The following is a 25,421-nucleotide window of genomic DNA, read 5'->3' on the forward strand; positions in this document are numbered from 1 at the left end:
TTATTTCATCCTCATCACCACCGGATTATGGTCGCTATAATTAAGATCCGGCGAGAAGTAATCCGTGCTATTCAGTTCCGGTGAATGGAGAATATAGTCGATTCTCAACAGATGCTTGAAGTACTTGAAAGTATACATATACCCATGTCCGCTCGTTTGAAAGCCATCCTGCAACTTATCACCTTTTATAGTGTGATAAACATACGAAGACGGCAGAGAGTTAAAGTCACCGCAGACTAGAGTTGGATAGGGGGAGGCGGCTATCAGTTGCTTGAGAAGATCAGCTTGTACGGCCCGTTTCCGGAAATTCTCATGTAAGCCGTCGATAAGTCCCAGGGTAGCATGTTCCACTCTTTGGGAATCATCCGTACGAAGTCCCTTTTCCAGTTTGCGCTTGTTCTGGCTTACTTCCGTTGTTTGGAGATGATTGTTGAACAGGCGGATGGTGCGACCATTGATTTCAATATCACATGCAAGACTGCAATTTTTCGAATCAGGATAGATGATAAGATGCTCCTCCTTGATAGGATAACGGCTGAAAACAGCCAGTTGCAACAGATTTTTCCCTTCGGGCGAAGAAGGAATATAATGATACGGCCAATTAGAAAGAGCTGCGGATATACTATCGATGCCAAACTCATCGTTTATGCCAAATTCTTGAAAACAGAGAATATCTGCTTGCAGGTTTCTCATGTAAGAAGCAATCTCCTTGCATGAGTAGCCGGTATGCTCGTGGTTAAAGGCATCGACGTTGTAAGTAGCAACCGTCAACACCCCCGGAGTATATACATTCATTTTAACCATCGGTGACGAAGCCGGACTGAAAAAAGGCGATTGTAATACACAGCTCATATACCCCCAATTGCTGAATATAGCAATCAGAGGGATGAAAACCCAGCACCGCCAACGAATCGTCCAGTAGATAGCAGAAGCAAGATTAGCCAATAAAAGTATCGGCAGTATCAAACCGATGAAAGGCATAAATTTGAAACTATCCGGTGCGGCATTGCCTACGAAAGCACCCGCAATGGTAACTCCTGCCAAAATACTGGTCAGCACGATGGATATGTAATAAAACAGTCTGTAAAAGGCTTTCATTTAATCTAAATTATTTGCTGGTTATATCATGAGGGATTAAGCTCTCTACGAAGGAAGCAACCATTTATGAATCATTGCTTTCAACTTATCATCCGCTATTGGTTTAGCTATAAAATCATTGCATCCCGCTTCTTCAGCCGCTTTCCGGTCCTGTTCGTATGCAAAGGCACTTTGAGCAATAATAGGAACAGTGGCAGACAGTTCACGGATGATTTTTGTAGCTTCCAGTCCGTCCAGATTCGGCATCTTGATATCCATCAAGATAAGATCCGGTTTCACTTCATCGAACATCGTGACAGCTTCCATTCCGTCATGCGCACGTATAAGCCGGTGATCTTTACCTAAAATAGCCTCCAATAAGTCGAAGTTACTGTCCGTATCTTCGGCAACCAAAATACAGGCATGCCGTGTATTTGCAGAACTGTCAACACTCGAATCTGCAGTTTTTCCGGCAGATGCTATTCCAGCAATGTTCCCTTCACCATTCTCTTTCTTTGAAGAATCCACATTTGCAGGATTTGCAATCGTGTATGGTAAAGTAAATGTAAACGTCGTCCCCTTGCCAAATTCGGAGTTGACGGAAATCTTTCCACCGAGCCGTTCAACAATAGACTTACAGATAGATAACCCCAATCCTGTACCCTGCGCATGATTGTTCAGCTTTGCGAAACGCTCGAACACACGCCCCACTTTCTCCGGTTCAATTCCTGTTCCGGTATCCGTTACGTGGAATACAATCTGATTGTCCGCCAGTTTGTAACCATAACTGATGCTTCCTTCCTTCGTAAACTTGACAGCATTTCCAATCAGATTTGAAATCACCTGGAATACCCGGTTCTTGTCCGTTTCAATCATCAGACTTTCGTCCGAGGATTCATAGACAAGGCTTACTCCCTGCGGAGTACGGAATATATGAGCATCGTGCACTTCCCGGCAGAGATTATGGAGACTAGCCGGTCCGAAGGAAAACTCGATGGTTCCCGATTCAATCTTCGAGAGGTCGAGAATCTCGTTGATAAGTTGCAGGAGACGTTCGTTGTTCGCGTTTACGATGTTATAATACGTCTTCCGTTCTTCCGCATCGTCGCTTTCGGCAATGAGATGCGAGAAACCTACGATAGCATTCAGCGGCGTACGTATTTCATGACTCATATTGGCGAGGAAGGCCGACTTCAGGCTATCAGACATTTCCGCTTTCTCTTTCGACGATTGAAGTTCCCGTTTTATCATTTCCAGCTCCGTGATGTCCCATTCGATGCTGACGATGATAGGCGAAGACAATTCGTCACCGTCCACCCGGATTTTCCGTTTGTCGAGGATAATCATGTTTCCGTTTCTGTCCTTTCCTTCAGCAGTCCAGTGCAGACCTTTTCCGGTGGTGGCCACCTGGATATCTTCTTGTCTCTTCTTTTCGGCTACGATAGGCGGGTAGAAATCGAAGTCATTCTTGCCGACAGGGTCGTTCTTATAAAGATCGCGGTTGTAGGCCTCCCGATTCCGGTAAATGTATCGGAAGTCGTTGTTGATTTCCTTCACTACAATCCCGGCAGGGAGATTGTTGATGGTTGTATCCATGATTTGGTTGAGCCGTTTGATTTGGGCTTCGTACCGAATCCTCTCGGAAATATCATGGGCAAACGACCAGTAACTTTCTTCTCCGGAATCATTGGTCACGTTGTACATCGTGCCTTCATAAGCCAATATACCTTTATTGATTTTAGATGGGTGATGAGCCACAAAGTTACTGCTGCCACCGTGTATGACATCTTTGCAACGTTCGTTCCAAGCCTCTTGTGTAGGCATATCTGCGGCGACATTGTAAATCTTTAATTGACTGATGTCTTCGTTTTCTGAAATACCATGATTGTACAGGAAACGACGGTTGGCAAAGATAATCGTGCCATCGGGCTTGGCGGCAAAGATACTTTCTTTGGCGTTGTTGATGGCATGAGTCAGTGTATTGATGTCATTTCTACGATGCTGTATGTCCGTGATGTTCTGGATATAGCCTTCGATATTGAAACTACCGTCGGAGCGTTGTTCACGCAGATAAGTCTGGATACGCATATAGAAGATTTCTCCGTTCAGGCGGACACGGTAGCTGATGCTTTCCATGTTGAGTTCTTTTTCGTTCACCCGACACCATTCCATAAAACTCTGACGGTCTTCTTCTACAATCAGTTCCACATATTTCTCAATGGCAAGGTTTTGCACATTTTCCTCGCACAAAACACCGGTATATCCAAGATAATGAAAAATATTCTGTTTCGTATTGTACGTCCATTGTCCTATCTGGGCTACCTTTTGGATAGCCCGCAGGGTGAGATTTGCCTGTTCCAACTGTCTTTTTACGTTGCTTCTTTGCGTGATGTCGCGATATTGGCAAAGCACCATACCGTCATAAGGGAACATGAGGCATTTGAAGTAAAAAGTTTCGCCTTTCAGCACCAACTTGAAGTTCTTGCTGATGCTTCTTTGTTCTTCGAGTACAATCTGGAAGATGGGCATCACCCTCTCTCTCGTATATTCTGGTAAAAGCTCAAATATATTTTTTCCTAAAAGTATATCCTCTTGCAGAAACCATAGATCACAATGAGGCTCAATGTCTACGCAGACTCCGTGCCTGTCAACCAATAGCATTGTATCTGCCGTCAGTTTCAATATTCTTTGTGCGTTATTCGCATCATGTAATATTCTGTTCATGTCTGTTTTTTATTAGATGATAGAGACTAATGTCTTATAGTAAGGATAACAAAAGATAATAGCATTTGTTTTACTTTTCAGCGCGTTTCGCCTTTTCCCAGGCTCCGCTTCCTTTTTTCTTTTTCAGATAACGGATGCCTTTCAGCACATTGACATTCATAAATAAGAAATAGTAGGGGATAAAAAGCAACTTGTTTTTTATCTGTTTGGTGGATAGATAATATCCCCAATATCCCAATCCGTAAAAAAGAACCTGCATGGCAAGCAGCACTCCGTAGAATATCGCGGAACCGCCTAACAGCAGAATCGCAATATTCAGCGGGAAGAGAGCAAACAACAGGAACGGAGTAATAGACCATCGCAATACCCGGTGAGACGTATATTGAAAGCTAAGTGTCCCGTAGCGGAAAGGATTCAGCAACGGACGAAGTCGCCAGATGGACTGCAATCCTCCCGCAGCGATGCGCACTTTCCGCTTTTCTTCTTCGCGCATATCTGCCGAACCGCTTTCGATGGCGTAAGCATTGGTGCAATAAGCAATGGTATAACCTTTCATGGTGATCCGGAGCGAAAGAATAAAATCATCGAGCAACGTATCCGGTTCCATTGCTTCGAATAGTTCACGACGCACGGCAAATAGTTCGCCTGCTGCTCCTACAGCAGAGTAGAGGCGGGCGTCAAGTGCTTTCAGTGTTGATTCGTATTTCCAGTAAATACCTTCCCCACCGGCAGCGGCTCCGTCTTTGGTCTGTACGGCGATCCGTTTTTCGCCGGCCACGCAGCCCACTTTCGGGTCTTGGAAAGCAAGTACGATTTCCTGTATTGCTTCCCGGTTTACCATAGTGTTAGCATCCGTAAAGACGACGAGCGGAGTGTCCACCAGCGTCATTCCACGTGTCATTGCGGCTGTCTTACCCTGTCGTAGGGGTTGGAAGTGTATGGTCGCTTTTCCCTGCCAACGGGTTTTCAGTCGTTCGTTCGTACCGTCGTTGCTTCCGTCTGTCACCCATACGATATGCAGTTTGTCCGCAGGGTAGTCCAGTTCAAGACTGTTCTCCATCTTTTCGTCTATAACATCTTCTTCATTGAATGCTGTAATGAAGAGAGTCACTTCCGGCAAACCAGCGTCCGATGCCGGCAACGAACGCTTCACAGGCTTCACGAAAAGTTCTTTCAACTTGACGAGAACGTAAAGCACAATTCCGTAGCCCAGATATGTGTAGAACACAATGAACAAGGCAAACCAGAAAATTATTTCAAGACAAAGAGTGATGATTTCGTTCATAGCTGTATTTATTTAGATATTTTCTTTCCTTTAAAATAATCACTATCTAATATAATATCAGAAATTTTTTCTCTATATATTATTCGTTTTTTTTCTCTTTCGGTGTTCAAAATGGAATCAGGGCAAAGTAAGCTATTTCCTACTCCTCTCCATTCAGAATGAATACCCCCCAAATCAAGAAGGGTTGGAAATAAATCAGCTTGCGTGATAACATAATCGCTTGTTTTGTCGATCTTTTGTGGAGAGTTTACAATATACAATGGGATTTGAAAAGAAACATTATCTTCTTCTTTGGATTTAAGCCAGTCATTTGAAATGGAATGGTCACTGGCTATTATAATTAGAGAATTGTGGTAAAGATGATTTTCTTTTAAGAAATTCAAATACTTACCTAAGTATTTATCCATATAATGCACATTAGATAGATAATTTTTTAATTCTTCTGAATATGTGTCAGGGAATGGAATGAGGTAGTCTTCAACTGCTTTGGTATATGGAGAATGCGTTGATGATGTGAGGATAAGTGAGAAAAAAGGTTGTTTGCTATTTTTGTCTATGCTTGCTGCATATTCAAAAAGAAGCTTATCATTTAACCAATTTTCTTTATAATTACTCAATGTATATTCCTTTCGTGAATAGAGTTTATCAAACCCATATTGGATACATACTCCATCTTGTCTCCATGTTTTAGATGAAGTAGGAATAACCATTCTACATTCGATTCCAGGTTTTTGTTTCTTTAAAAGTTTGGGCAAGGACACGAAAGTATTATTAAAATAATCGTAAATGGTAACACCTTTTGTTTTGGGTATAAGTCCGTTGAGGTATGTGAATTGTCCGTCGCTCGATTCGCCTAATTGTATCAGAGAAGTCATGTTATTATTGTAGTATGCTCCTTTTTCTACTAATTTGTTGAGGGTAGGAGTAATTTCTATTCCATTTATTTTTAGATCTGTAGGGAACGAAAGAAGGGATTCTACTATAATGAGAATAATATTTTCTTTTGGTGGATATTCAATACTATATTTTGATTCGTAAAAGAATGGTTCCAGTTTTGCCACTTCCTCTGGGTTACAGTCTTGTTTGTTGTTTGATGCACATTGTATAATGGTCCCATAAATTATTCCGAATTTGAATATACTTTCTGTTGGACTATTTTTAAAAGGGTGAACATACTTGTAGTTTAATGATGACCAATGTATTGTTGCTGTAGCTATTAATCCTCCTAATAAAATAAATGCAATTCCTAATATGTAAAGGGAAAAGATTCTTCGTGTCTTTCTTCTTATTTCAGAATAAGCTCTATGAAATTGTTTATAAGATAAGATACTTGCAAGAGTTGTTATTAGTATTGTAATGTCAGAGAACCTAATAGTTGCAAATACGTTAGCTGATAGTCCGTCAAGATTGTTGAATTCTCCATATAATATTGGAGGCATATATGTGTAGAAGAATCTACTATAAGATACATTTACAATTACCAGTATTGTAATGATAGTATATGGAATGAAAAATAAATAAGTCTTTTTTCCAATTAGATAAAGTGGAATAAAGAATAATAGGCATATATCGATAAAAGCATGAATGATATTCTCCAGATATGAGAATGGAGTAAGAGAATATTTATCAATAAGAATTGAGTAGTGCATGTATTGTAAATTAATATAGCATAGTAATATTAACGACAAGGGGAATGTAAATTGTTTGATTAATAATTTTATATTCATATTTCTATCTCACTATTTTGTCTGCAAATACTTTTAAATACGCTTAAGGTGCCGCCAATCATAATTATATTGTTTGTTTTCAACTATGCTATTGAAATAATTCCTTTAGCGACTGTTTTTTATTCCTCAAATATACAATTGGAAATTTGCAGAAAGATATAAAATTTCCCTCTGCAGAAGTAGCATGTAATGTACTTATTGAATTTCCTTCCATTAGTCCTATAGCAGTTTTTTTCTCAAAAGCACTAAAATATAGCTTATATTTTTCATTGTCCTTAATAAGTGAACTTCGATATAAACCATAGGAATAAAAAGAACCCAGCATTGGAGCTTTGGATAATATATATTTTTTGTTGTTAAATGATAAGCCGTCGGAACTGGAGTATAATACTAGGTTATTAGTATCATAATCATATATAACTAGATAATATATTTTGTCTATATATGCTAAATCAATATGCCAAGGGGTAACAGAATTGTCAGGTAGATGACATGTTTCTTTTTTGCTCCACTTTTTCCCATCTGTAGAAAAACTTCTACAGATTTCTCTTGGCTTTTCTATACTGTTCACATACCACATTACATATCCATTAGTACCTTTATGTATCGCAGGGCTTATAACCATATTACCTGTTTCATTTTTTATGATAGAGGTATCTTGTAGATTTATCATCACCTCTCGGGGAGACCAGTCTTTTCCATTGAGAGTATATTTGCGTAATATATAAGTAGCATTATTTTTTTGATGGCTGATGCGGTACCAGCACTCTAAAGTATCTTTATAAAAGACTAAATGTGGGTCTGAAAAATAATCTTTATTTATAATATTGTTTTCGTCTAAATCATCTATTGGATTTTGAGAGTCCTCAAAATCGTTCCAATGTATTCCGTCTTTAGATACATGCACACATGGATTTTCCCATCGTTCTCTATATGGAGGCAATCCTTTCCAATCACCATCCTCACCTAAGGGATATGGAGTTTCCGCCATCCAGTATTTATATCCATTCCATCCTTCCGGAATGTATATTACTGATGGGTGATAGGGTTGGTTACTACCTTCCGGAGTCTTGATAATTAATGGAGCCTGATTATACTTTTGAAATTGATTATACTGGTATATATAGTCAACTAATATTACACAAATAACAACTAGAATAATTTTTCTTATTATTTTCATTTGCTTATTTGATTAAATTATTGTCTTTATCTTTATATTTTTTCTTTCTGGTGAATAATCCTCCAATACCTTTTAATCCTTTGATAAAACGCACTTTGAAGCTTTTAAACAGTCCTCCATCTGCTCCTACTGTTCCATATCCGGTTATAACCCGTGCTTTTGAAGAATGGATAAAGACGAGTTTTCCGTAAGGTTTCATCGCTAAAGCCAGTGAGCCGTCTTCACCACGAATGATATCTGTGCGGAATCCTAACTGCTTGCCTAATTCTGTTTTGAATGCGAATGTCATGCCGCGTACACAAAGTTCCGGACGCTGTATGGCTTGAATGCGCAGGTAAAAGTCTCTTAATGATTCATACCACCATAATCCCCATTTAGAGTGTTGCTCATCAGGAATAAAGCTCCAAAGGCTGAACGTGCAGACTACGTTTGGTTGCATTAGTTTTTTTACATGTGTCTTGATGTAATTGTTCGGGTACATGGTATCGGTGTCAATACAGATATGGTATGTTCCTTTTGCTTGGTTTAATCCGCATTGGCGGGCATGTCCCGGTCCTTTCTTAAGCTCATTGAAATAAGTGACTCCCAACTGTTGGAGCACACTTTCAGTTCGATCGGAAGAATTGTTGTTGACAGCCAGAATTTCAATCGGAAAGTCACAGATGTTGTCACAAAGCGACCATAAGCAACTTAGCAAACGCTTTTCTTCATTATAGCAGATGAGAATGACAGATGCTAAGGGTTGTTTGTTTTCCGATAATTTCTGCAATTTAGTTTTTACGAAATCTACTGCTTCCTTTGGTGCTGAATCGAAAGGTTGTTCGTAAACTTGCAGATATTTAGTATACCATTTCATAAATCTTTATTTTTTTCAATGATACTTTCAAACAATGTTTTCCATTGTTCTGCGATTGGTTCGATCCTGAAACGTTCTATATCCATTCGAGCTTGCCGTCCCATTTCTCGTCGTACATTTTCGTTTTCTATCAGATAGCAGATTTTCTCTGCTAATCCCTCTATATTACCGTTTTCTACTAATAGTCCGTTTATTCCGTCGCTGATGATATCACGCGGTCCGCAGGGGCATGTAAATGAGACGGGAGGTACTCCACATGCCATTGCTTCTATAATAACCATGCCAAATCCCTCATAACGCGAAGAAAGGACGAAGATAGAACTTTTACAGTACTTATCGACAATATCCGGTGTGCTATGCTCCAGAATACAACTGGGGCTAATTCCTAGTTCGTAGATTTGGTTCTGAAGTTGTTCCCGCATACCATCACCATAGATACGGAGAATCCAGTCCGGGTGTTTTTTATTGACAATGCTCCAAGCAGATATTAAACGGTCAAATCCTTTTTGAGGGACATATCTGCCTACGGCAATGACCTGTTTGGGGGTGTTATCCGATTGTTGTTCCGGCAAAAACGGGAGTGGATTGTAGATTACGGTTACATTATTGAGCTCTGTCCATTCGGCAGCATCTTCATGGCTAAGGACGACAAAACTTTTGAGTTGTCGCACCTGCCTGATGAGTTGCCACATCCAGTATTGCTTGACGGCACGCTGAATGATACCAGGAAGACAGTTGTCGCTGAATTCCCGGTAATTGGACTTGTTGAAGTGGATTTCTCCAAGCTTAATGCTTTTGTCTTTCATCTTATTGATGAAGTTTATATCACGTCGTAAGAGAGAGATGGTAATGTCCGGTTCAATCTCATTGAGGCATGTCTCCAGCCTTTTTTTAAACAATTTCTGTTTGCTCCAATATCGGTGAATTCGTTTCGGTAAGGAAAGGCCATACAATTCGTCATAGTTGATGTCGAGCTGATGGGTGGTGATGGATGGATACAATTTATAGTAAGGTTCTTTTCCTTTTCCATCGGTCAATATGATGTGTATGTCATACCCTAAATGTTCTGCAAAATAGTTTGCTTTTAGTGTAAGTACACGTTCCATTCCACTAGGATAATAGAGCGAGGGGATGCAATAGGCTATTTTTACTTTTTTATTCATCGGATTACTTTTCAAGTATTGTATGCTGTGGTCTGATGTCCAATTCATCGATGACTTTTTTCATTTGCGCTGTCCAGGACAATGGACGGATAGATTCTCTAATATTCTGCGGAGTCATAGTCAGAGACTTTTGAAAGCTGATTAACTGTTGAATATTAATAGGTGATTCATCTGGTGGTGCTTTCCAAATGTAAGGCATCTTATCAAAATCTTCGTCGATTTCTGAATAAGTAAATGCCAATCCTCGTGCAGCATATTCGCGATTTTTTAAAGTTTTGATATGTGTGATACCACTGCGGTGTCGGCCTAAACTACCGATAGCAAAATCTGCCTGCTCAAACATGGCGTCAAGTTGCTGATCATGCTGTGGTCCATGGAGGATAACATAAGATTCTAGTTTATTATCACGAATGACGGGAAGGATTTCTTGCTTTTCACGTTCGCCGGATAATGGTCCCACGATATGAAAATAAACTTTGTAGTCAGGATTCGTACAATAATATTCAGCTAATCCACGGATAAGTCGATCGAATCCATGCCAATAGTGTACTTCAGCTACTCCTATTAAATGTAGCTCATGTGTCGTGTCATTCATTTGTTTCTTCATAGGAATGGCATCAAAATCAATTCCGTTAGATATGCGGATTGTTCGTTCGCCAAAGATATTTTTAGCGTTTGAAAAGGTGACTATTCCATTAAGGAAAGAGGCCAGGCGATGACGAAAACAACGATCTGTGAGCCTTTTGAATTTCATAGGCCATGTGATGTACTCTTGATCGTAAGGAAAAGTCGGTATCTCCATGACCACTTTTGCTCCTTTTTTCTTCATACGTTTCACCATATTTATGGTGAAAGGGTTTGCATTATGATATGAACGGATGTAGACAAAATGTATATTTTCGCGAAGTACGTAGTTTGCTATGCAGTTTAGGCCCAACCGTTTCCGAATTTTCGCAAACACTCCTTGTCCCAATTCAGCAATCACTGCATTGTCTGCCATCCAGCGGCGTTCACCGGAAGGGCTTATGTCATAATAACATAAACGAACATCTAACCCACATTCTTTGAGGGCTTTTACCTGATAGTGTATTTTTTTGCTAATTCCGTTGGCTTTGTCGAAGCCGTGGAATATAAGGAATAAGGCTTTCATTGGTTGCTCAAATCTCTATATATTGTTTATTCTGTTCTTTTTATTATCTCTTACACAGGATGCTTCGCACTTTGCCGATAATGTCATACTCATGCGTCATTTGTATATAAATGCCAAAGATAATAAAACTAACGATACTTTTGGCTATAATTGTCACAAAAATATTCATCCCTTCCAGTGCATACTGCATGGGAATGAGGGCTAATGCTATCAAAATGCTAATGATGAACGGAGAAATAAGCTGACGAATGAATGGCCACGCACTTCGACGGAAGGTTATCCGGTACATTTGCCAGTAACATTGTATAAAGTTGATGGAGAACGTCACCACAATGCAACTAGCCACTGCTGTCAGCGTTCCGAAATAGAAGATTCCGAGCAGTATGCCTGTCACGTTGAGCACAGACGAGAACACTCCGCATACAAATAAGCTCCGTGTATCGCCTGCCGCCTGAAAGATGGAACCGGACGAGGAGAGTATGATCTGAATTCCTACGGACAGGGAGAGTAGCCGAAAAACGGGTACGGAGGGCAGCCATTGGACTCCAAAAATAATCAACGTTACTTCCTCTGCTGTAAAGAAGAGCAGCACGCTAAGAGGCAATCCGATGAAAGCGAGGAATCGGAGAATACGTTCATAAGAGGTGGCTAGTTTTGCTTTGTCATTTTGGAAATCACTGAAGATGGGGTGCATTACAGGAGTGATGACCTGGGTGATGTTTTGCAAGGGAAGCATCATCAGGCGATAGGATTTTTCGTAATATCCGAGGTCGGACATACTCATGTATTTGCCAATCAGTAATTTGTCCAGATTGCGGCTGAAGTAGTTGATGACGTTGAATAGAAACTGGTAGGCGGAATAGGAGAATATCTTCCGGAGCGCCGTCAGCCCCAGCGTGAAACGCAGTCGTTGCGGATAGCGCTGGTAGGAGATGACGAATATGAGTATGCTGGATATTATTGGGTTGATAATCAGTGCATATAATCCTGCTCCGCAGAGGGCGGCAGTCACGGCTGCCGCACCTGCGGAAATCTGGATAACGAAACTACGGATAGCGATGAATTTGAATTCCTTGTTCCGATAGAATAGTGCTCCCGGCACGATGGTGGCGGAGGCAAAGAATAGATTAACGGACAGCAGTTGACACAGTGTCCGCAGGATTTCGCTTTCGTAATAGTCGGCAATCATCCATGAAGCTGCAAAAAACAAGATGCTGATTCCGATGCCGGTCCATACGGTAAACGAGAAAATAGTTGATAGTTCATCTTTTGTCAGTGATTTGTGCTGTATGATAGCGGGAGATATTCCCATATCGGTGAGGAGGCTGAAAAAAGCGATGATTACGGTGGCAACGGCTACGATTCCGAAGTCGTCCGGAGATAGGAGGCGGGCCAGTATTCCTGCTATTACAAGAGAAATGACAATGCCGCTGTATTTGGCCAGTGCGGTATAGAACACTCCTGAAAAGAGTTGATTTTTAATGTTGCTAGCCATTGTCGACCGTTTTTTTATGGTTTATAAATAGGAATTTGAAAAGTAATGCCCCTATCGTTTTTGTCGATACATACTTTTTATATTTTTGCAGGCACAACCGTGCGAGTTTGATCCGCTCCGGTAATTTTAGTGAATGTGCTTGCCACATGGCAGCGTCAAGCATTTGAGATAAATATAAATCAATAATTTCTTTATTTTTATCTTCGGTAGTCTGTCTTCTAAAGCTAAGAATCTCTTCTGTGACGACAAGATATCCTTTTATGTTCCGCATTGCGAATTTACTCGTCATTGTAGAATCTTTTCTCATACGACGATGAAAAAAAGTTCGTTTAATGCAAGCTGCTTTCGTGCTTTGTAGATAAAGCAAGGTAGTAAACAGTTGGTCTTCGTGTACGATTTCGGGATAAAATGATAGATTATGTTTTTCTATCACGTTTCTATGAATAAAGTGCAGGCAAACGGAAGGAGTATATTCTTTATTCTGTAATTGAATTTCAAGTGCTTCCTGGCCGGTATAGATTTTGTCTTCTAATTTCTCTGTATGTTTGTAATTCAGTGTTGGAGCATTTTCAACGTTGTTTTCAAAGAAAACTAAAGCATCAAAAAATACAAAATCAAGTTTTTCTTCTTTGCATTTATGATAACACAATTCCAAAGCATCTTCTTCCAGCAGATCGTCGCTATCCATAAAATAGATATATTCTCCGTGTGCGTGTGAGATCCCTCTGTTACGCGCAATTGATTGTCCCTGATTCGCTTGTGTATATATTTGTATACGTTTGTCAGTGTCACCCAGTTTTTCTACTATACTTAAACTTTTGTCTGTTGATCCGTCATCTACAACTATTATTTCCAGTTCTTTCAAGCTTTGATACATCACGCTTTCTACTGCTTGACGAACATATTTTTCAGTGTTATAGACAGGAATGACGACACTGACTTTTATTTCATTATATTTCATGCATTTCGTATTCTGATAAATTATTGATACTGGCAGCAGCATTACAATCTGCTGTTCAAATCTCTATATACTTCGGCATATTGTTTGCCCACTTTATCTATACTCATGTTTTCTAGTGCATAGGTATAGTTCATTTCTCCTTTTCCCCAAGTAGATAACTGCCAGGCCATTTTCAGTGCCCGTATGATATCGGCTTTATGATTCGGATTGAAAGTCGGATTGCCTGTGTTTTTTAATAGTTCGCCTATATTGCCGGTATTTGGTCCTACGACTATCTTGTGGAAAAGAAAAGCAAGAGGAATATTTACGGAGTTTAGTGCATTTCTTTCTTGGATGAATATCACGTCAGAGGCAGACATATAATAAGGGAGGTCGCACTCGTCTATCGGTTCGTCGTTGGCTCCCGCTTGTAGTCTGAACATACGGTTTAACAACGGCATGAGGACATAGTAGCCAATTCGGGAAGCCCATCGTTTGAGGATATTTCTGCCATAGTTATTGCGCCTTGAAAAGGGGCATAAGCGAGGGGCTATCAGTAGTTTCCGTTCTTTGTCCCAGTCGCGGAACGCTCCGAGCAGCATACGTCTTTCTTCCCGGTTGCGGAATTTCCCGAAGGCGGTGACGACGAATGCTTCTTGTGGCAGGTTCAGATATTGGCGCGCGCGCTCTATGCTGATATCTTCTTTGTAGGTGTATTGGTAGATGTGGTACGGGATGATGACGTTCCTGCTGTCGGGATATTTTTGTATGAATTCTGTCTGGCTGTAATGTCCCATGTGCACTACGGTGTCACTCTCCGATTCGATTATGTCGTAGACCCGGCTGATGATATCATTTGCATAGTGGGGGTGAATGTTGTGCCGTGTGTATATGAAATGAGTTCCTCGCGAGCGGAAAAAATCAATGCGTTCTTTCAGGCGGCGGATGACGTCGGGGTCTTTGCATGTCCATCCCACCAGTTCTTCCGGCCATTGGAAATGGATGATGTCATAAGTCGTATCCGATTCCCAGAATTCTTTTTGGGAGTATCTTACATTGATTCCAGCCATTCTGATAGCATCGCATAAGATAGGAACAAATAGATTGTCGGTTTCTCCGTTTTCTCTGAAAACGATCAGTGCTTTTATTGATGGGCTGTCTGTTTCGCTATCACTCATTTTTTAAGTTTTAAAGACCTTTATTACATTGCAAATGTAATAAAACTTATGATAAGTTTCTCCTTTTCTGTGTTTTAATTGCAGTTTAAGTTGCTATTTGAGGAAATCTGAAACAGGTCTAATGTTTTTATAAGCCGTTTTTCTTCTTGGGTATAAGGAATGTGGTGACTTTCAATATATTGCTTGAGGAAGAGACAAGCATGTATGAAAATGTCTGCTTTCATATAGCTGGTGAAATTTATGTAACGGTAGTAGGAGGCTTCACTGATGTCGATATGCACGCAGAGGTCTACTGTGGCTAGCCGTGACGTTTTCAAGAGCTTTTTTATCAGCATTACTCTGTTCTGGTAATGCTCGTTCACTATTTTATTTTCTTCTATTTCTTCCAACGTTTGGTTGCGTTTTGTGTCCATATTGTTTGGGATTATTAATAATTTTTGGCAAAGGTCGGATAAAAAATATATAATCCCTCTCTCATTTTTGCGATAGCTGGAATAAAATACATTTTGCACCTTTGCGCCCCGGAAGTATTAAATGTGGAATAATAAATGATAAATGAAAATGAAGAAAGATCAGTATTTCAATTTGGAGGTAAATTTGTTGAATGACGACAATATTGCCTGTATGATGTCAGAGATGAATGCCGCGGAAGCACTCGGAATTTACGTGATGTTGCTGTTGCATCTGCGCACTAAAGATGCTTATGAGGCGTCGTGCAAACCGGTTTTACTGAAGGCCATGGCCCGGCGGTATGATGTGGATGAAGTTGCGGTGGAGCGGGTACTTCGCGAATTCGATCTCTTCGAACTGGATGAGGAACGACAGATGTTTCGTTCTTCTTACTTGGATAGGGTGATGAAAAGCTTGGAAGAGAAGCGGAAAATGGACATCGAAAACGGTAAAAAAGGAGGGCGTCCGAAAAAGGTGGCAAAAAGTGCTGAAACGCCCGTCAGTAAAGGGAGAAAACCCACTGAAAACCAGAAGAGGAGAGAAGAGGAAAGTAAAGAAGAGGAGAGTAAAGGAAGTGTTTCTGTTGTAAACAATAATAGGAGTAATATAGAAACACCGTCTCTTGTGAGCCGTTTGGCGGATGAAGGCAATCATGGCCCGTTACAACCCGTGTTGCCTTGGGAAAAGTTGGTGGACCAACTTTTTACTTTCCAGTCATATATGGAATTGGCCGGGCAGCATTCCGGTTTGGGAAAGCTTTTTGTAGACCATCAAAAACTTATTTTGGAAATCTTCAAAAAACATATCCGCCTTTATGACAAAGGAGCGGGACTGCTTTTTCCGGAGGACGTGAAACGGTATTTTTCAAATTATATCGCGGCCGGTTCCGTTACTTGTCGCACGTTGAGGGAAACCTTGCTGAAAGAGCTTGAGAATACGGTCGACAAGGATGTAAACCGCTTTGAAAGCGTCGTCGACGGGCGGCGAACGTATCTGGGACATCTTATTCCGGTTGATGCGCCGCCACGTCCCGATGCATCAGCTGTGTGGGATGATGTGAAGAAAAGATGGGCGCATTAATCCGGCAGATGACTGGCTTCGTCCGGTAGGTTGCCGATGTTCGTCTGGTAGGTTGTTGATGTTCGTCTGGCAGGTAACGGAAGCTCGTCCGGCAGGTGGCAGACACTCGTCCGGCAGGTAAGTCCTCTGCGTGTGAATGATTATTTTAAACTATTTTTTAATTAGAAAAAAGGAAAAAAATATGAGAAATTTTGCCAACTATGATGTCGACATCCACGGTAAATCGAGTGGAGTCCTCAAGACGATTTGTAAAAAATGTCTTCCTACCCGCAAGAATAAGCGCGACCGTTCGCTACGTGTCAACGTCGACACGGGCCACTGTCACTGTTATCATTGTGGCGCTGATTTTTATGTTCCCGATGATGTGGAAGAGCGCAAGAATGCCGAACGTGTGGCAGCCCGCAAGCGTCGTGCAGCAGCCATTCCGCAGCATTTTCAGCGTCCAGTGTTTGATGCCTCGAAAACCACGCTTTCCGAAGACACGGAGCGTTGGCTGGTGGAGACGCGTTGCATCCCGCAGTCCGTCATAGCCGCCCTACGCATCACCGAACAGGAAGAATTTATGCCGCAATCCGGCAAAAAGGAACGTTGCATCTGCTTCAACTATTTTGAAGGGGAACAACTGATAAACACCAAATTTCGCGCTCTCCCGAAACTTTTCAAAATGGTGCAGGGTGCCGAACTGATTCCCTACAACATCGACTCCATCCTGGGGCAAACCTCCTGCATCATCCACGAGGGGGAACTGGATGCTGCTTCTTCCATCGCCGCCGGATTCAAAAGCGCCATCTCCGTGCCGGCCGGAGCCAATTCGAACCTCTCCTGGCTCGACCGTTTTATGGAGACGCACTTCGAGGACCTGGAAGAAATCATCATTGCCGTTGATGCTGATTCTGCCGGAATCCGGTTGCGCAATGAACTCATCAACCGGCTGGGAGCTGAACGCTGCCGGGTGGTGACTTACGGTCCGGAGTGTAAAGATGCCAACGAGCATCTCTGCAAATATGGTATCGCCAGTCTCCGTATCGCCATCGAACAGGCAGCAGAAGTTCCGCTCGAAGGTATCTTCACCGCTGCCGACTTGCATGACGATCTGCGGGCTCTTTTCGACAACGGCTTCGGTCCCGGAGCGGAAACGGGATGGGAGGAGATGGATAAGATCTGCACGTATGAACGTGGGCGAAGTGTCTACGTCACCGGAGTTCCCGGTGCAGGAAAATCCGAGTGGGTGGACGAATTGGTGTTGCGTCTCTGCCTGCGGCATCAATGGAAAATCGGGTTCTTTAGCCCGGAAAATACCCCCATCGTCTATCATCTCCGCAAACTGATTGAGAAACTCACCGGACACCGTTTTCAAAACGGCTGTGGCATGACGGAGGGACTCCTTGCGAACTCGGAAGATTTTCTGACTGAAAACGTCTCTCATATCTCTCTGAAAGGTAATGTTTCTCCGGATCGTGTACTGGCTAAGGCTCATGAACTCGTTGTCCGCCGTGGCTGCCGCATCATTGTCTTCGACCCGCTCAACCGTTTCGACCATAACCCGCAGCCTGGACAGACGGAAACGCAATATATTTCGAACCTGTTGAATAAATTTACAGAATTTGCCGTGCAACATAATTGCCTGCTCGTGGTCGTAGTCCATCCTCGTAAAATGAACCGTAATCCTGTCACGGGCATTACCCCTCGTGTGGAAATGTACGACATCAACGGCTCTGCCGATTTCTATAACAAAGCGGATTACGGTATCATTGTGGAACGTGACAAGGAGGTTGGTGCCACACGCGTATACGTGGACAAGGTGAAATTCAAGCATCTTGGTGTCGGTGGAATGGCATCCTTTGTCTACGATCCCGTAAGCGGACGATACCTGCCCTGTGAAGAATCTCACGACCCTTCTCTCTCCGCTGACCAGCGTGTCCGAAATACAATGTTCGACAACTCCTGCTGGCTACCTGAAAAAGAGCTGTTTTAAAGTATTAGGTATTAAGTATCAAGTATTAAGTATTATGATGTTATCCATTGTTGCGATGCGTTTACCATACTTGATACCTAATACTTAATACTTCAATTAGGGTTCTTGGAGTACTTCGACGATGAGCCTTACTTGTGCGGGAGTGTAGTATCTGCTGCGTGGATTCATGCCGGTGGCCAGGAGCCGTTCTTTTAGTCCGGGTGCAGCTTCAATCCATTCGTTGAATCGGTCTACTGCGCTTTGTTGCAGGATATTGGGGAGGTACAACAAGGCGAGCTCGCCTTTCCCATAGGTGCGGTATTGGAATGTTTTTTCTTCTTCTTGTTCGGGGAGAATCTTGTTTTTTGTTTTCATTTATAGTTGTGCCTTTAGATTGTTATATTTGAAGTAAAGTTACTCATTTTTAGTGGAATAGGCAAATTTTGAGAGCGGATGTTCGGGCGTATTCATAAAAGAATTGATACTAATAGAATACCGATTCTTGAAATTTATCGTATCTTTGTTTACGTTTCACGTTAAAAGCATAGAAAAAGGATGGAAGGAATATTCAGGCGTTATCCGATAGGGATACAGAGTTTCGAGAGACTACGCAATGATAATTGTGTGTATATTGATAAGACAGAGTTGATTTATCGTTTGGTAAATACACATACGACTTATTTTCTTAGCCGTCCCCGACGCTTTGGAAAGAGTCTGTTAGTTTCCACTCTTGAAGCCTATTTCTCTGGTAAAAAAGACCTGTTCAAGGGTCTGATGATGGAACAGTTGGAGAAAGACTGGACGGTTTATCCCGTGTTGCATATTGATTTCAGTATCAGTAAGTATATGAATGCGGGGATGCTGCGCTCCGCTATCAACAATCGCTTGGTGGAATGGGAACGAATTTACGGATGTGACACGAGCGAAGACACTTTCAGTCTCCGTCTGAAAGGTATTATCAAACGTGCTTACGAGCAGAGCGGACGTCAGGTTGTGTTACTTGTAGACGAATATGATTCTCCTATGTTGGATAGCAACAACAATGAGGAGTTGCAAGCTGAAATACGTGGCATCATGCGCGACTTTTTCAGTCCGTTGAAAGCGCAGGGAGAATATCTTCGTTTTCTTTTTCTGGTCGGTATCAGTAAATTTAGTCAGATGAGCATCTTTAGTGAATTGAACAATCTTCAGAACATAAGTATGCAAGATGCTTATAGTGCCATTTGCGGTATAACGGAAAATGAATTGCGTACACAGTTGGAAGAAGATATAAGAAGGATGGCCGAGGCGAACGGTGAAACGTATGATGAAGCTTGTATACATTTGAAACAACAATATGATGGGTATCATTTCAGTGAAAATAGTGAAGACATTTACAATCCGTTTAGTTTGTTTAATGCATTTGCTCAAAAGAAATATGCCAATTTCTGGTTCTCTACCGGCACTCCCACTTTCCTGATAGACATCTTGCAGCAAAGCGATTTCGATATTCGTCAACTGGATGGCGTTTCGGCTACTGCCGAGCAGTTTGATGCACCTACCAATGTCATTACAGACCCGCTTCCGGTACTTTACCAAAGCGGTTATCTCACTATTAAAGAATATGATCGGGATTTTCAGATCTATACGTTGGCTTATCCTAACAAAGAAGTTCGGAAAGGCTTTATCGAATCATTAATGCCGGCTTATGTGCATTTGCCTGCTCGCGAGAATACATTTTATGTAGTATCGTTTATCAAAGACTTACGGGTCGGCAATCTGGATCAATGTATGGAGCGGATCAAATCATTTTTCGCCTCTATCCCCAATGATATGAATAATAAGGAGGAGAAACACTATCAGACCATCTTCTACCTCCTGTTCCGGTTGATGGGGCAATATGTGGATGCAGAAGTAAAGAGCGCTGTTGGCAGGGCTGATGTTGTGATAAAGATGCAGGAGGCTATCTATGTATTTGAATTCAAAGTAGACGGTACTCCTGAAGAAGCGTTGGCACAGATCAATAGTAAGCAGTATGCGATTCCTTATCAGGCAGATCATCGGAAAGTTATCAAAGTGGGAGTTAATTTCGACAGTAGTACGCGAACTATTGGAGAATGGATCATTGAAAACTAGGGAATAATCTTACATATTCCTACATATTTCCACATATTTCGGTATAATTCGGTGTAATCCGTTTTAATCCGGCATAATCCGGTGTAGTCCGGTGCAATCCGGTAAGTCGTCAATGTGTTGTCGTATCTTTGTTTCATCAACAGAAAGGGAGAATGTACTTCTTTTCGTAGAAACAATTTTTAAATATGGCAACAGTTACAGTTGTGCGCTACAAGCGCAGAAAACGGCTCGGTGATGATAAATCACCGATGATGTATCTTCTCAAGCCTAAGGCTGGAGAGTCGAAAATCTATTCAATTGATTCACTGGCACAGGAAATCGAGTCTATCGGGTCGCTTTCGGTGGAAGACGTGTCGCATGTGATGAAATCCTTTGTCCGTGCGATGAAAAAAGTGCTTGTGGCAGGGAATAAGGTGAAAGTGGATGGACTGGGTATTTTTTATACCACGCTGACCTGTCCGGGTGTGGAACAGGAAAAGGATTGTACGGTGAAAAATATCACTCGCATCAATCTCCGTTTCAAAGTCGACAACTCATTGCGTCTTGCCAATGACAGCACGGCAACTACTCGTGGCGGGGATAATAACATGATGTTCGAATTGTATACGGAGAAGAAGTCCGCTGCCGGAGGAAACGGCGGTGACGGCTCCGATGATGATGGTAAAGGCGATGGGGGAGAACCCGGTGGTGGTAGCGGTGGAGGAGAAGCTCCGGATCCGGCAGCATAAACCGCTTTGATTGACTCTGTTCTCAATTTATTAATTTATCATCTCAATCTATTAAAATGTTAGATAAAATTATCGAAATCATCATGACGATTCTGCCTTTTCTGGGCAGTAGCCGCAAGAAGCGCCAGATGATGGCGCAAGAAGTGAAAGAGTTCAGTGAACTAGTGAAAGACCAGTATACTTTTCTGATGCAGCAGTTGGAGAAAGTGTTGAAGGATTATTTCGACCTTAGTTCGAAAGTGAAAGAGATGCACGCGGAGATTTTCTCGTTGAGAGGACAGCTGACGCAAGCTGCGGCTCTGCAGTGTAGTAGCAAGGAATGTGTGCAACGAGTACAGATGGTCACTGAAACGGAGGGATGAATTTATGCGAACCATCAACTTGATTGTGATCCACTGTTCCGCCACAAGGGCGGACAGGGATTTTACGGAAGATGATTTGGAAGTGTGCCACCGTCGGCGTGGTTTCAACGGGACGGGGTATCATTTTTATATCCGTAAAAATGGAGATATAAAGACCACCCGTGAGATTGAACGAATCGGTGCGCACGCAAAAGGACACAACCAGAACAGTATTGGCATTTGTTATGAGGGCGGACTTGACTGCCACGGTCATCCCGCCGATACACGTACCGAATGGCAGATTCATTCGATGCGGGTGCTGATCCTTGCACTCCTGCGCGACTATCCCGGTTGCCGGGTGTGCGGACATCGGGATCTAAGTCCGGACCTGAACGGAAACGGAGAGATCGAACCCGAAGAGTGGATTAAAGCGTGTCCGTGCTTCGAAGTGAAAGAATTCTGCTCAAAAATGTAATGTACTCTATAGAAAGACTTGTGACCGAGTACATAAATACTTGTCACAAGTCTTTTCTCGTTTTATCATTTCTTAGGTTATTTTCCGGTGAGTTTTACTTAGACACGGGGCAGATGTTTGATAAAGAAAGTTCCTTATATATACTCAATAACGATTCTGCTGTGTTTCTCCACGAAAACATCTGGCTGCGCTTAAGCCCGTATTCCACTTGTTGCTGGTAGAATGTCCCGTCATTTTCTAGTTTCAAGATTTTTGCTGTGATATCTTCGGGACTGAATGGATCAACCAATAAAGCCCCATCACCTGCAATTTCGGGCATTGCTGAAGTATTTCCTGCAATGATTGGTGTTCCGCAAGCCATCGCTTCCAGCATCGGGATACCGAAACTTTCGCGAAGTGAGGGATATAGAAATGCGAATGCACCACTGTAGAGCGCTGCAAGGTCGGTATTCTCAATGTAGCCGGGGAAGCTGAGATAACTTTTGATATCCATCATCTTTTCTTCTTCCAATATCCGGTCAATGGCATCTTCTTTAAGGTCGGCAATCAGTAATGGTAACTTCTTTGCCGATTTTTTCAAATATCCGCTGTACGCTTTCAGTACTCTCGGAGTATTCTTTTTCGGATCCGTGTTTCCTAGAAAAAACAGATATTCGTCTGCATCGATATATTTCCGGGTAATTTCCGGAGCTTTGGGCTGCAAATGGAAATGACTGTTGAACCCGTTATATACAGCTACTAATTGCTTTTCCGGCAGATGTAACGCTTCAAGAATCCGTTTCCGTTCGAACTGCGAAACGGTAATAATTTTCTCGCACTTGGGGAGTATGCGCGGAACGACTAACCGGCGATAATGCCATCCCATCTCTTGATACCACGACAGGCTGGACGACTGGCGCTTTTCCAGATAGATTATATCGTGCAATGTTAGAACCAGAGGCACAGGGCAGTGTAGAGGAGCCGTGTTGCTGGTGCAATGCAGCAAATCGGGCTTGATGCTTTTTACTGCACGCGGGAGTGCTACCTGTTCCCACAATGGATAAGTAGGGCATTTCAGCTCGATGATATGTACGTTATCGGAACTTTCCAGACACTTGTCTTCACCGGGACTGACAAAAATGAAATATTCATTTTCATGATCCATTTTTTGTAGTTCCCGAATTGTTTCAAGAGCAACAAAATCCATTCCATGCTTGTTGGGGCGGAAAATGCGCTGTGCTTCAATGGCTATTTTCATATTCTTTCTTTTTTAGTGGTGGTGATGTTTTCTCTTTTATATAAGTTTTTTGTTTCTAGGGAGTCTCATTTTTTTATAAATATTCTCTTGCTTTTCAAGAAAATTTTCTTTAAAAATGGCCTTCTCCATGTTCTGTATGGATAAATTTTTTATAAGCTCCTTTCAACTTGAACAAATTGCCGATGGTAGTGAGTGCCAGTATTGGGATTTTTATAATTGCTTTACCCAATCGTTTGTTTAGCAGATTTCCAGGTATGGGCAATATCATTGCTACTATCTGGGCTATGGATAATATCCACCATTTTATGGCTATCATCCATTCGTTTCCGGAATCGCCTTTCAGACTTAGCCAGATACCGATGGCTGTGAAAATAAATGTCAGTCCGAAAACACCTGCTATTTGGATCAGTCTTGGGGGTAGCATCCATTGAATTATCTTGTCGCAGTAGTCAATGTTACCTTGGCGGATTGCTTTCTGTAATCCGGACAATGAACTGCGGAGAATGCCGAATTGTGCAGCTATCCAGCGTTTTCGCTGATTGCTGATGGCTTCTTCTTTCTGCGTTTTTTCGTCATAAATTGGTATTTCCGGTAGGTAGGTGGTGTGAATGCGCTGTTGCAGAAGAAGTACTTCTAATTCCTTGTCTTCGCCTGCCGTTTCAAGAAGTCGGACGTTTTTCCGGAACCAGTCGGCTTCAAAAGCCATTCCTGAACCGGATAATGCGGCTGAAAGTCCTAGTGCATTGTGTCCGCTGCGGAAGATGCCATTATTAATTTCTTCGCTGATGCCATCCAGAACAGAAATGTCAGTATTCAGATTTTGGCCGGTTCGGTGGGCTTGTATGCACCGCACACCGCTGTCGAATGCACGGTTTACCGCTGTCAGGAAGTGCGGGGAAGTCAGATTATCGGCGTCCATGATAACTACTACATCGTAGGGTATTCCGTCAATGGCATCCATTGCCATTGTCAGTGCTTTGGCTTTGGAGCTGTCTTTATAGTCGGCTATCAACAATCGGATAGGCAAGGAACGCAAGAGCTCGTTGGTGGCAGACTGCATCTGGTCGGAGATAACGATGATATCAAACATTTCTTTCGGATATTCCTGTCTCAGGAAACTGCGTACGGAAGAGACGATTACCCGGTCTTCTTTATAAGCCGGGAAGAGTATGACGAAACGTCGTAGGGTGCGGGCTTCCGGAAATTCAGGGACCCGGTAGAACTTGGAAGCAATGGCGTATAGCAACAGATAACATACGCAAAGCGCGAAAAGTACAAAAAGAATCCAGTCGACGATATTCATAGTATTTGGAATTTATGACACAACGTTTTATTTATCGGGTGAGACAACGCTCTTTTTGTCGGATGACGGGCGAAGAAGTCCGGAGTTTACTCCATAGAATATGGCTGCCGCCAAGTCGAAACGCCCTTTGAGGATGAAAGCCAAACTATTCTTTGTAGCAGCTACGGTGCTCTGATAAATAATGGAGGCGATGCGGTTGAACCCTTTCAGATTGCGCCGGGCATAGAACAGGCGGTTGCGTGTCAGATAATAAGTACGCAATTTACTAAGTTGCCCAGTGCTCTGGCTTTCTTTATGAAAAATGGTACAGCAGGGATCGTACCACAGTTCATATCCGGCACGGGTCATGCTTGTGCTCCAGTCTAGTTCTTCATAGTAGAGAAAAAATATCTCGGGCATCATTCCTATTTTTTCAATGACTTCCCGTTTAAACATCATTGCTGCCCCATGCAGATAGGGGGTGGTGTGGGGAGTGTCGAATGTTCCATCGTCTGGACAATCGAAGCCCAGCATATGGTTACGTAGGGTGATTTGCGACAAGGGAGTGAATCCGGCAAATTGTATATGCTGGGGTGGAAATGCAAAGCGTATCTTGGGGGATACACCTCCAATCTCCGGTCGACTTTCAAGGCGTTCTACGAGATAGGCGATATGGTCTGATTCAATATATGTATCATTATTAATAAGGAATATGTATTTACCTTTTGCTACCTGGATGCCGATATTATTTCCACCGGAAAAACCACTGTTCTCATTGCTGCGGATAGCGACAACGGTGGGATACAGTTGATGTATTTTAGCTGCTTCGTTTTCATGTGAAGCATTGTCTACGACGATGATTTCATAACTTACAGAATGTATTTTATTCTGTAGTGATTCTATTAGTTCGCATGTGTCTTTGAATCCGTTGTAGCAGATTGTGATAAATGATATGTCTGGAATATTGTTTGTCATATTTGTTCG

The 25,421-nt window shown here is 42.2% G+C and carries 22 protein-coding genes; 6 read left to right on the forward strand and 16 right to left on the reverse strand.

Going from position 1 to position 25,421, the window contains the following annotated elements; genetic code table 11:
* The 12 genes from INE92_RS04750 to INE92_RS04805 all read right to left on the reverse strand — a co-directional run bounded on the left by INE92_RS04750 (position 1) and on the right by INE92_RS04805 (position 15,188).
* Complete coding sequence (locus INE92_RS04750; RefSeq protein ID WP_008017354.1) at positions 1 to 1,098, reverse strand: endonuclease/exonuclease/phosphatase family protein; 1,098 nt, start codon at positions 1,096 to 1,098, stop codon at positions 1 to 3.
* Between the two features lie 45 nt (positions 1,099 to 1,143).
* Positions 1,144 to 3,801, reverse strand: coding sequence for a hybrid sensor histidine kinase/response regulator (locus INE92_RS04755; RefSeq protein WP_008770968.1), 2,658 nt, complete (start codon positions 3,799 to 3,801; stop codon positions 1,144 to 1,146).
* Between the two features lie 70 nt (positions 3,802 to 3,871).
* The gene (locus INE92_RS04760; protein WP_008770969.1) at positions 3,872 to 5,086 is read right to left on the reverse strand and encodes a glycosyltransferase family 2 protein; all 1,215 of its coding nucleotides are present in this window, start codon (positions 5,084 to 5,086) and stop codon (positions 3,872 to 3,874) included.
* 8 nt (positions 5,087 to 5,094) lie between these two features.
* Complete coding sequence (locus INE92_RS04765; protein WP_015531241.1) at positions 5,095 to 6,735, reverse strand: LTA synthase family protein; 1,641 nt, start codon at positions 6,733 to 6,735, stop codon at positions 5,095 to 5,097.
* Positions 6,736 to 6,901: 166 nt separating this feature from the next.
* Positions 6,902 to 7,993, reverse strand: a complete 1,092-nt coding sequence (locus INE92_RS04770) for a hypothetical protein (RefSeq protein ID WP_004315926.1) — start codon at positions 7,991 to 7,993, stop codon at positions 6,902 to 6,904.
* A 4-nt stretch (positions 7,994 to 7,997) separates the two neighbouring features.
* Positions 7,998 to 8,849, reverse strand: a complete 852-nt coding sequence (locus INE92_RS04775) for a glycosyltransferase family 2 protein (protein ID WP_004315925.1) — start codon at positions 8,847 to 8,849, stop codon at positions 7,998 to 8,000.
* Entirely contained in the window at positions 8,846 to 10,012 is a 1,167-nt protein-coding gene (locus INE92_RS04780; protein WP_008770970.1) for a glycosyltransferase family 4 protein, read from the reverse strand. Before INE92_RS04780 ends, INE92_RS04775 begins: the two co-directional genes overlap by 4 nt.
* Before the next feature lie 4 nt (positions 10,013 to 10,016).
* Complete coding sequence (locus INE92_RS04785) at positions 10,017 to 11,162, reverse strand: glycosyltransferase family protein (protein WP_004315923.1); 1,146 nt, start codon at positions 11,160 to 11,162, stop codon at positions 10,017 to 10,019.
* Positions 11,163 to 11,205: 43 nt separating this feature from the next.
* On the reverse strand, positions 11,206 to 12,657 hold the full coding sequence (locus INE92_RS04790; RefSeq protein WP_004315922.1) for a lipopolysaccharide biosynthesis protein: 1,452 nt from the start codon (positions 12,655 to 12,657) through the stop codon (positions 11,206 to 11,208).
* Positions 12,650 to 13,618, reverse strand: coding sequence for a glycosyltransferase family 2 protein (locus INE92_RS04795; protein ID WP_004315921.1), 969 nt, complete (start codon positions 13,616 to 13,618; stop codon positions 12,650 to 12,652). Before INE92_RS04795 ends, INE92_RS04790 begins: the two co-directional genes overlap by 8 nt.
* Before the next feature lie 41 nt (positions 13,619 to 13,659).
* Positions 13,660 to 14,775, reverse strand: a complete 1,116-nt coding sequence (locus tag INE92_RS04800) for a glycosyltransferase family protein (protein WP_004315920.1) — start codon at positions 14,773 to 14,775, stop codon at positions 13,660 to 13,662.
* 74 nt (positions 14,776 to 14,849) lie between these two features.
* A complete protein-coding gene (locus tag INE92_RS04805) occupies positions 14,850 to 15,188 on the reverse strand; it encodes a hypothetical protein (protein WP_008017359.1) in 339 nt (112 codons plus the stop codon).
* Between the two features lie 148 nt (positions 15,189 to 15,336).
* Between INE92_RS04805 and INE92_RS04810 the strand changes: the two genes are divergently transcribed.
* Both INE92_RS04810 and INE92_RS04815 read left to right on the forward strand, forming a co-directional pair.
* Positions 15,337 to 16,305 (forward strand): DUF7833 domain-containing protein, encoded by a 969-nt coding sequence (locus INE92_RS04810; protein WP_195435788.1) that lies wholly within the window; start codon positions 15,337 to 15,339, stop codon positions 16,303 to 16,305.
* Between the two features lie 181 nt (positions 16,306 to 16,486).
* A complete protein-coding gene (locus tag INE92_RS04815) occupies positions 16,487 to 18,280 on the forward strand; it encodes a bifunctional DNA primase/helicase (RefSeq protein ID WP_008997724.1) in 1,794 nt (597 codons plus the stop codon).
* Positions 18,281 to 18,376: 96 nt separating this feature from the next.
* Here INE92_RS04815 and INE92_RS04820 read toward each other — a convergent pair whose 3' ends face one another.
* Positions 18,377 to 18,634 (reverse strand): DUF4248 domain-containing protein, encoded by a 258-nt coding sequence (locus INE92_RS04820; RefSeq protein WP_004311607.1) that lies wholly within the window; start codon positions 18,632 to 18,634, stop codon positions 18,377 to 18,379.
* A 180-nt stretch (positions 18,635 to 18,814) separates the two neighbouring features.
* On the opposite strand from INE92_RS04820, the gene INE92_RS04825 reads away from it, so the two are divergent.
* The 4 genes from INE92_RS04825 to INE92_RS04840 all read left to right on the forward strand — a co-directional run bounded on the left by INE92_RS04825 (position 18,815) and on the right by INE92_RS04840 (position 21,918).
* A complete protein-coding gene (locus INE92_RS04825; RefSeq protein ID WP_195435785.1) occupies positions 18,815 to 20,374 on the forward strand; it encodes an ATP-binding protein in 1,560 nt (519 codons plus the stop codon).
* Positions 20,375 to 20,559: 185 nt separating this feature from the next.
* Positions 20,560 to 21,102 (forward strand): HU family DNA-binding protein, encoded by a 543-nt coding sequence (locus tag INE92_RS04830; protein ID WP_004300374.1) that lies wholly within the window; start codon positions 20,560 to 20,562, stop codon positions 21,100 to 21,102.
* A gap of 56 nt (positions 21,103 to 21,158) precedes the next feature.
* Positions 21,159 to 21,464 (forward strand): hypothetical protein, encoded by a 306-nt coding sequence (locus INE92_RS04835; protein WP_004300375.1) that lies wholly within the window; start codon positions 21,159 to 21,161, stop codon positions 21,462 to 21,464.
* A 4-nt stretch (positions 21,465 to 21,468) separates the two neighbouring features.
* The gene (locus INE92_RS04840) at positions 21,469 to 21,918 is read left to right on the forward strand and encodes an N-acetylmuramoyl-L-alanine amidase (protein ID WP_008643849.1); all 450 of its coding nucleotides are present in this window, start codon (positions 21,469 to 21,471) and stop codon (positions 21,916 to 21,918) included.
* A 94-nt stretch (positions 21,919 to 22,012) separates the two neighbouring features.
* On the opposite strand, the gene INE92_RS04845 is transcribed toward INE92_RS04840, so the two are convergent.
* The 3 genes from INE92_RS04845 to INE92_RS04855 all read right to left on the reverse strand — a co-directional run bounded on the left by INE92_RS04845 (position 22,013) and on the right by INE92_RS04855 (position 25,412).
* On the reverse strand, positions 22,013 to 23,155 hold the full coding sequence (locus INE92_RS04845) for a glycosyltransferase family 4 protein (RefSeq protein ID WP_004315914.1): 1,143 nt from the start codon (positions 23,153 to 23,155) through the stop codon (positions 22,013 to 22,015).
* A 109-nt stretch (positions 23,156 to 23,264) separates the two neighbouring features.
* Positions 23,265 to 24,458 (reverse strand): glycosyltransferase family 2 protein, encoded by a 1,194-nt coding sequence (locus INE92_RS04850; RefSeq protein ID WP_004315913.1) that lies wholly within the window; start codon positions 24,456 to 24,458, stop codon positions 23,265 to 23,267.
* A 27-nt stretch (positions 24,459 to 24,485) separates the two neighbouring features.
* Positions 24,486 to 25,412, reverse strand: a complete 927-nt coding sequence (locus tag INE92_RS04855; protein ID WP_004315912.1) for a glycosyltransferase family 2 protein — start codon at positions 25,410 to 25,412, stop codon at positions 24,486 to 24,488.
* Positions 25,413 to 25,421 lie beyond the last annotated feature (9 nt).

It is taken from the genome of Bacteroides xylanisolvens (assembly GCF_018289135.1).
Classification (GTDB): Bacteria; Bacteroidota; Bacteroidia; order Bacteroidales; family Bacteroidaceae; genus Bacteroides; species Bacteroides xylanisolvens.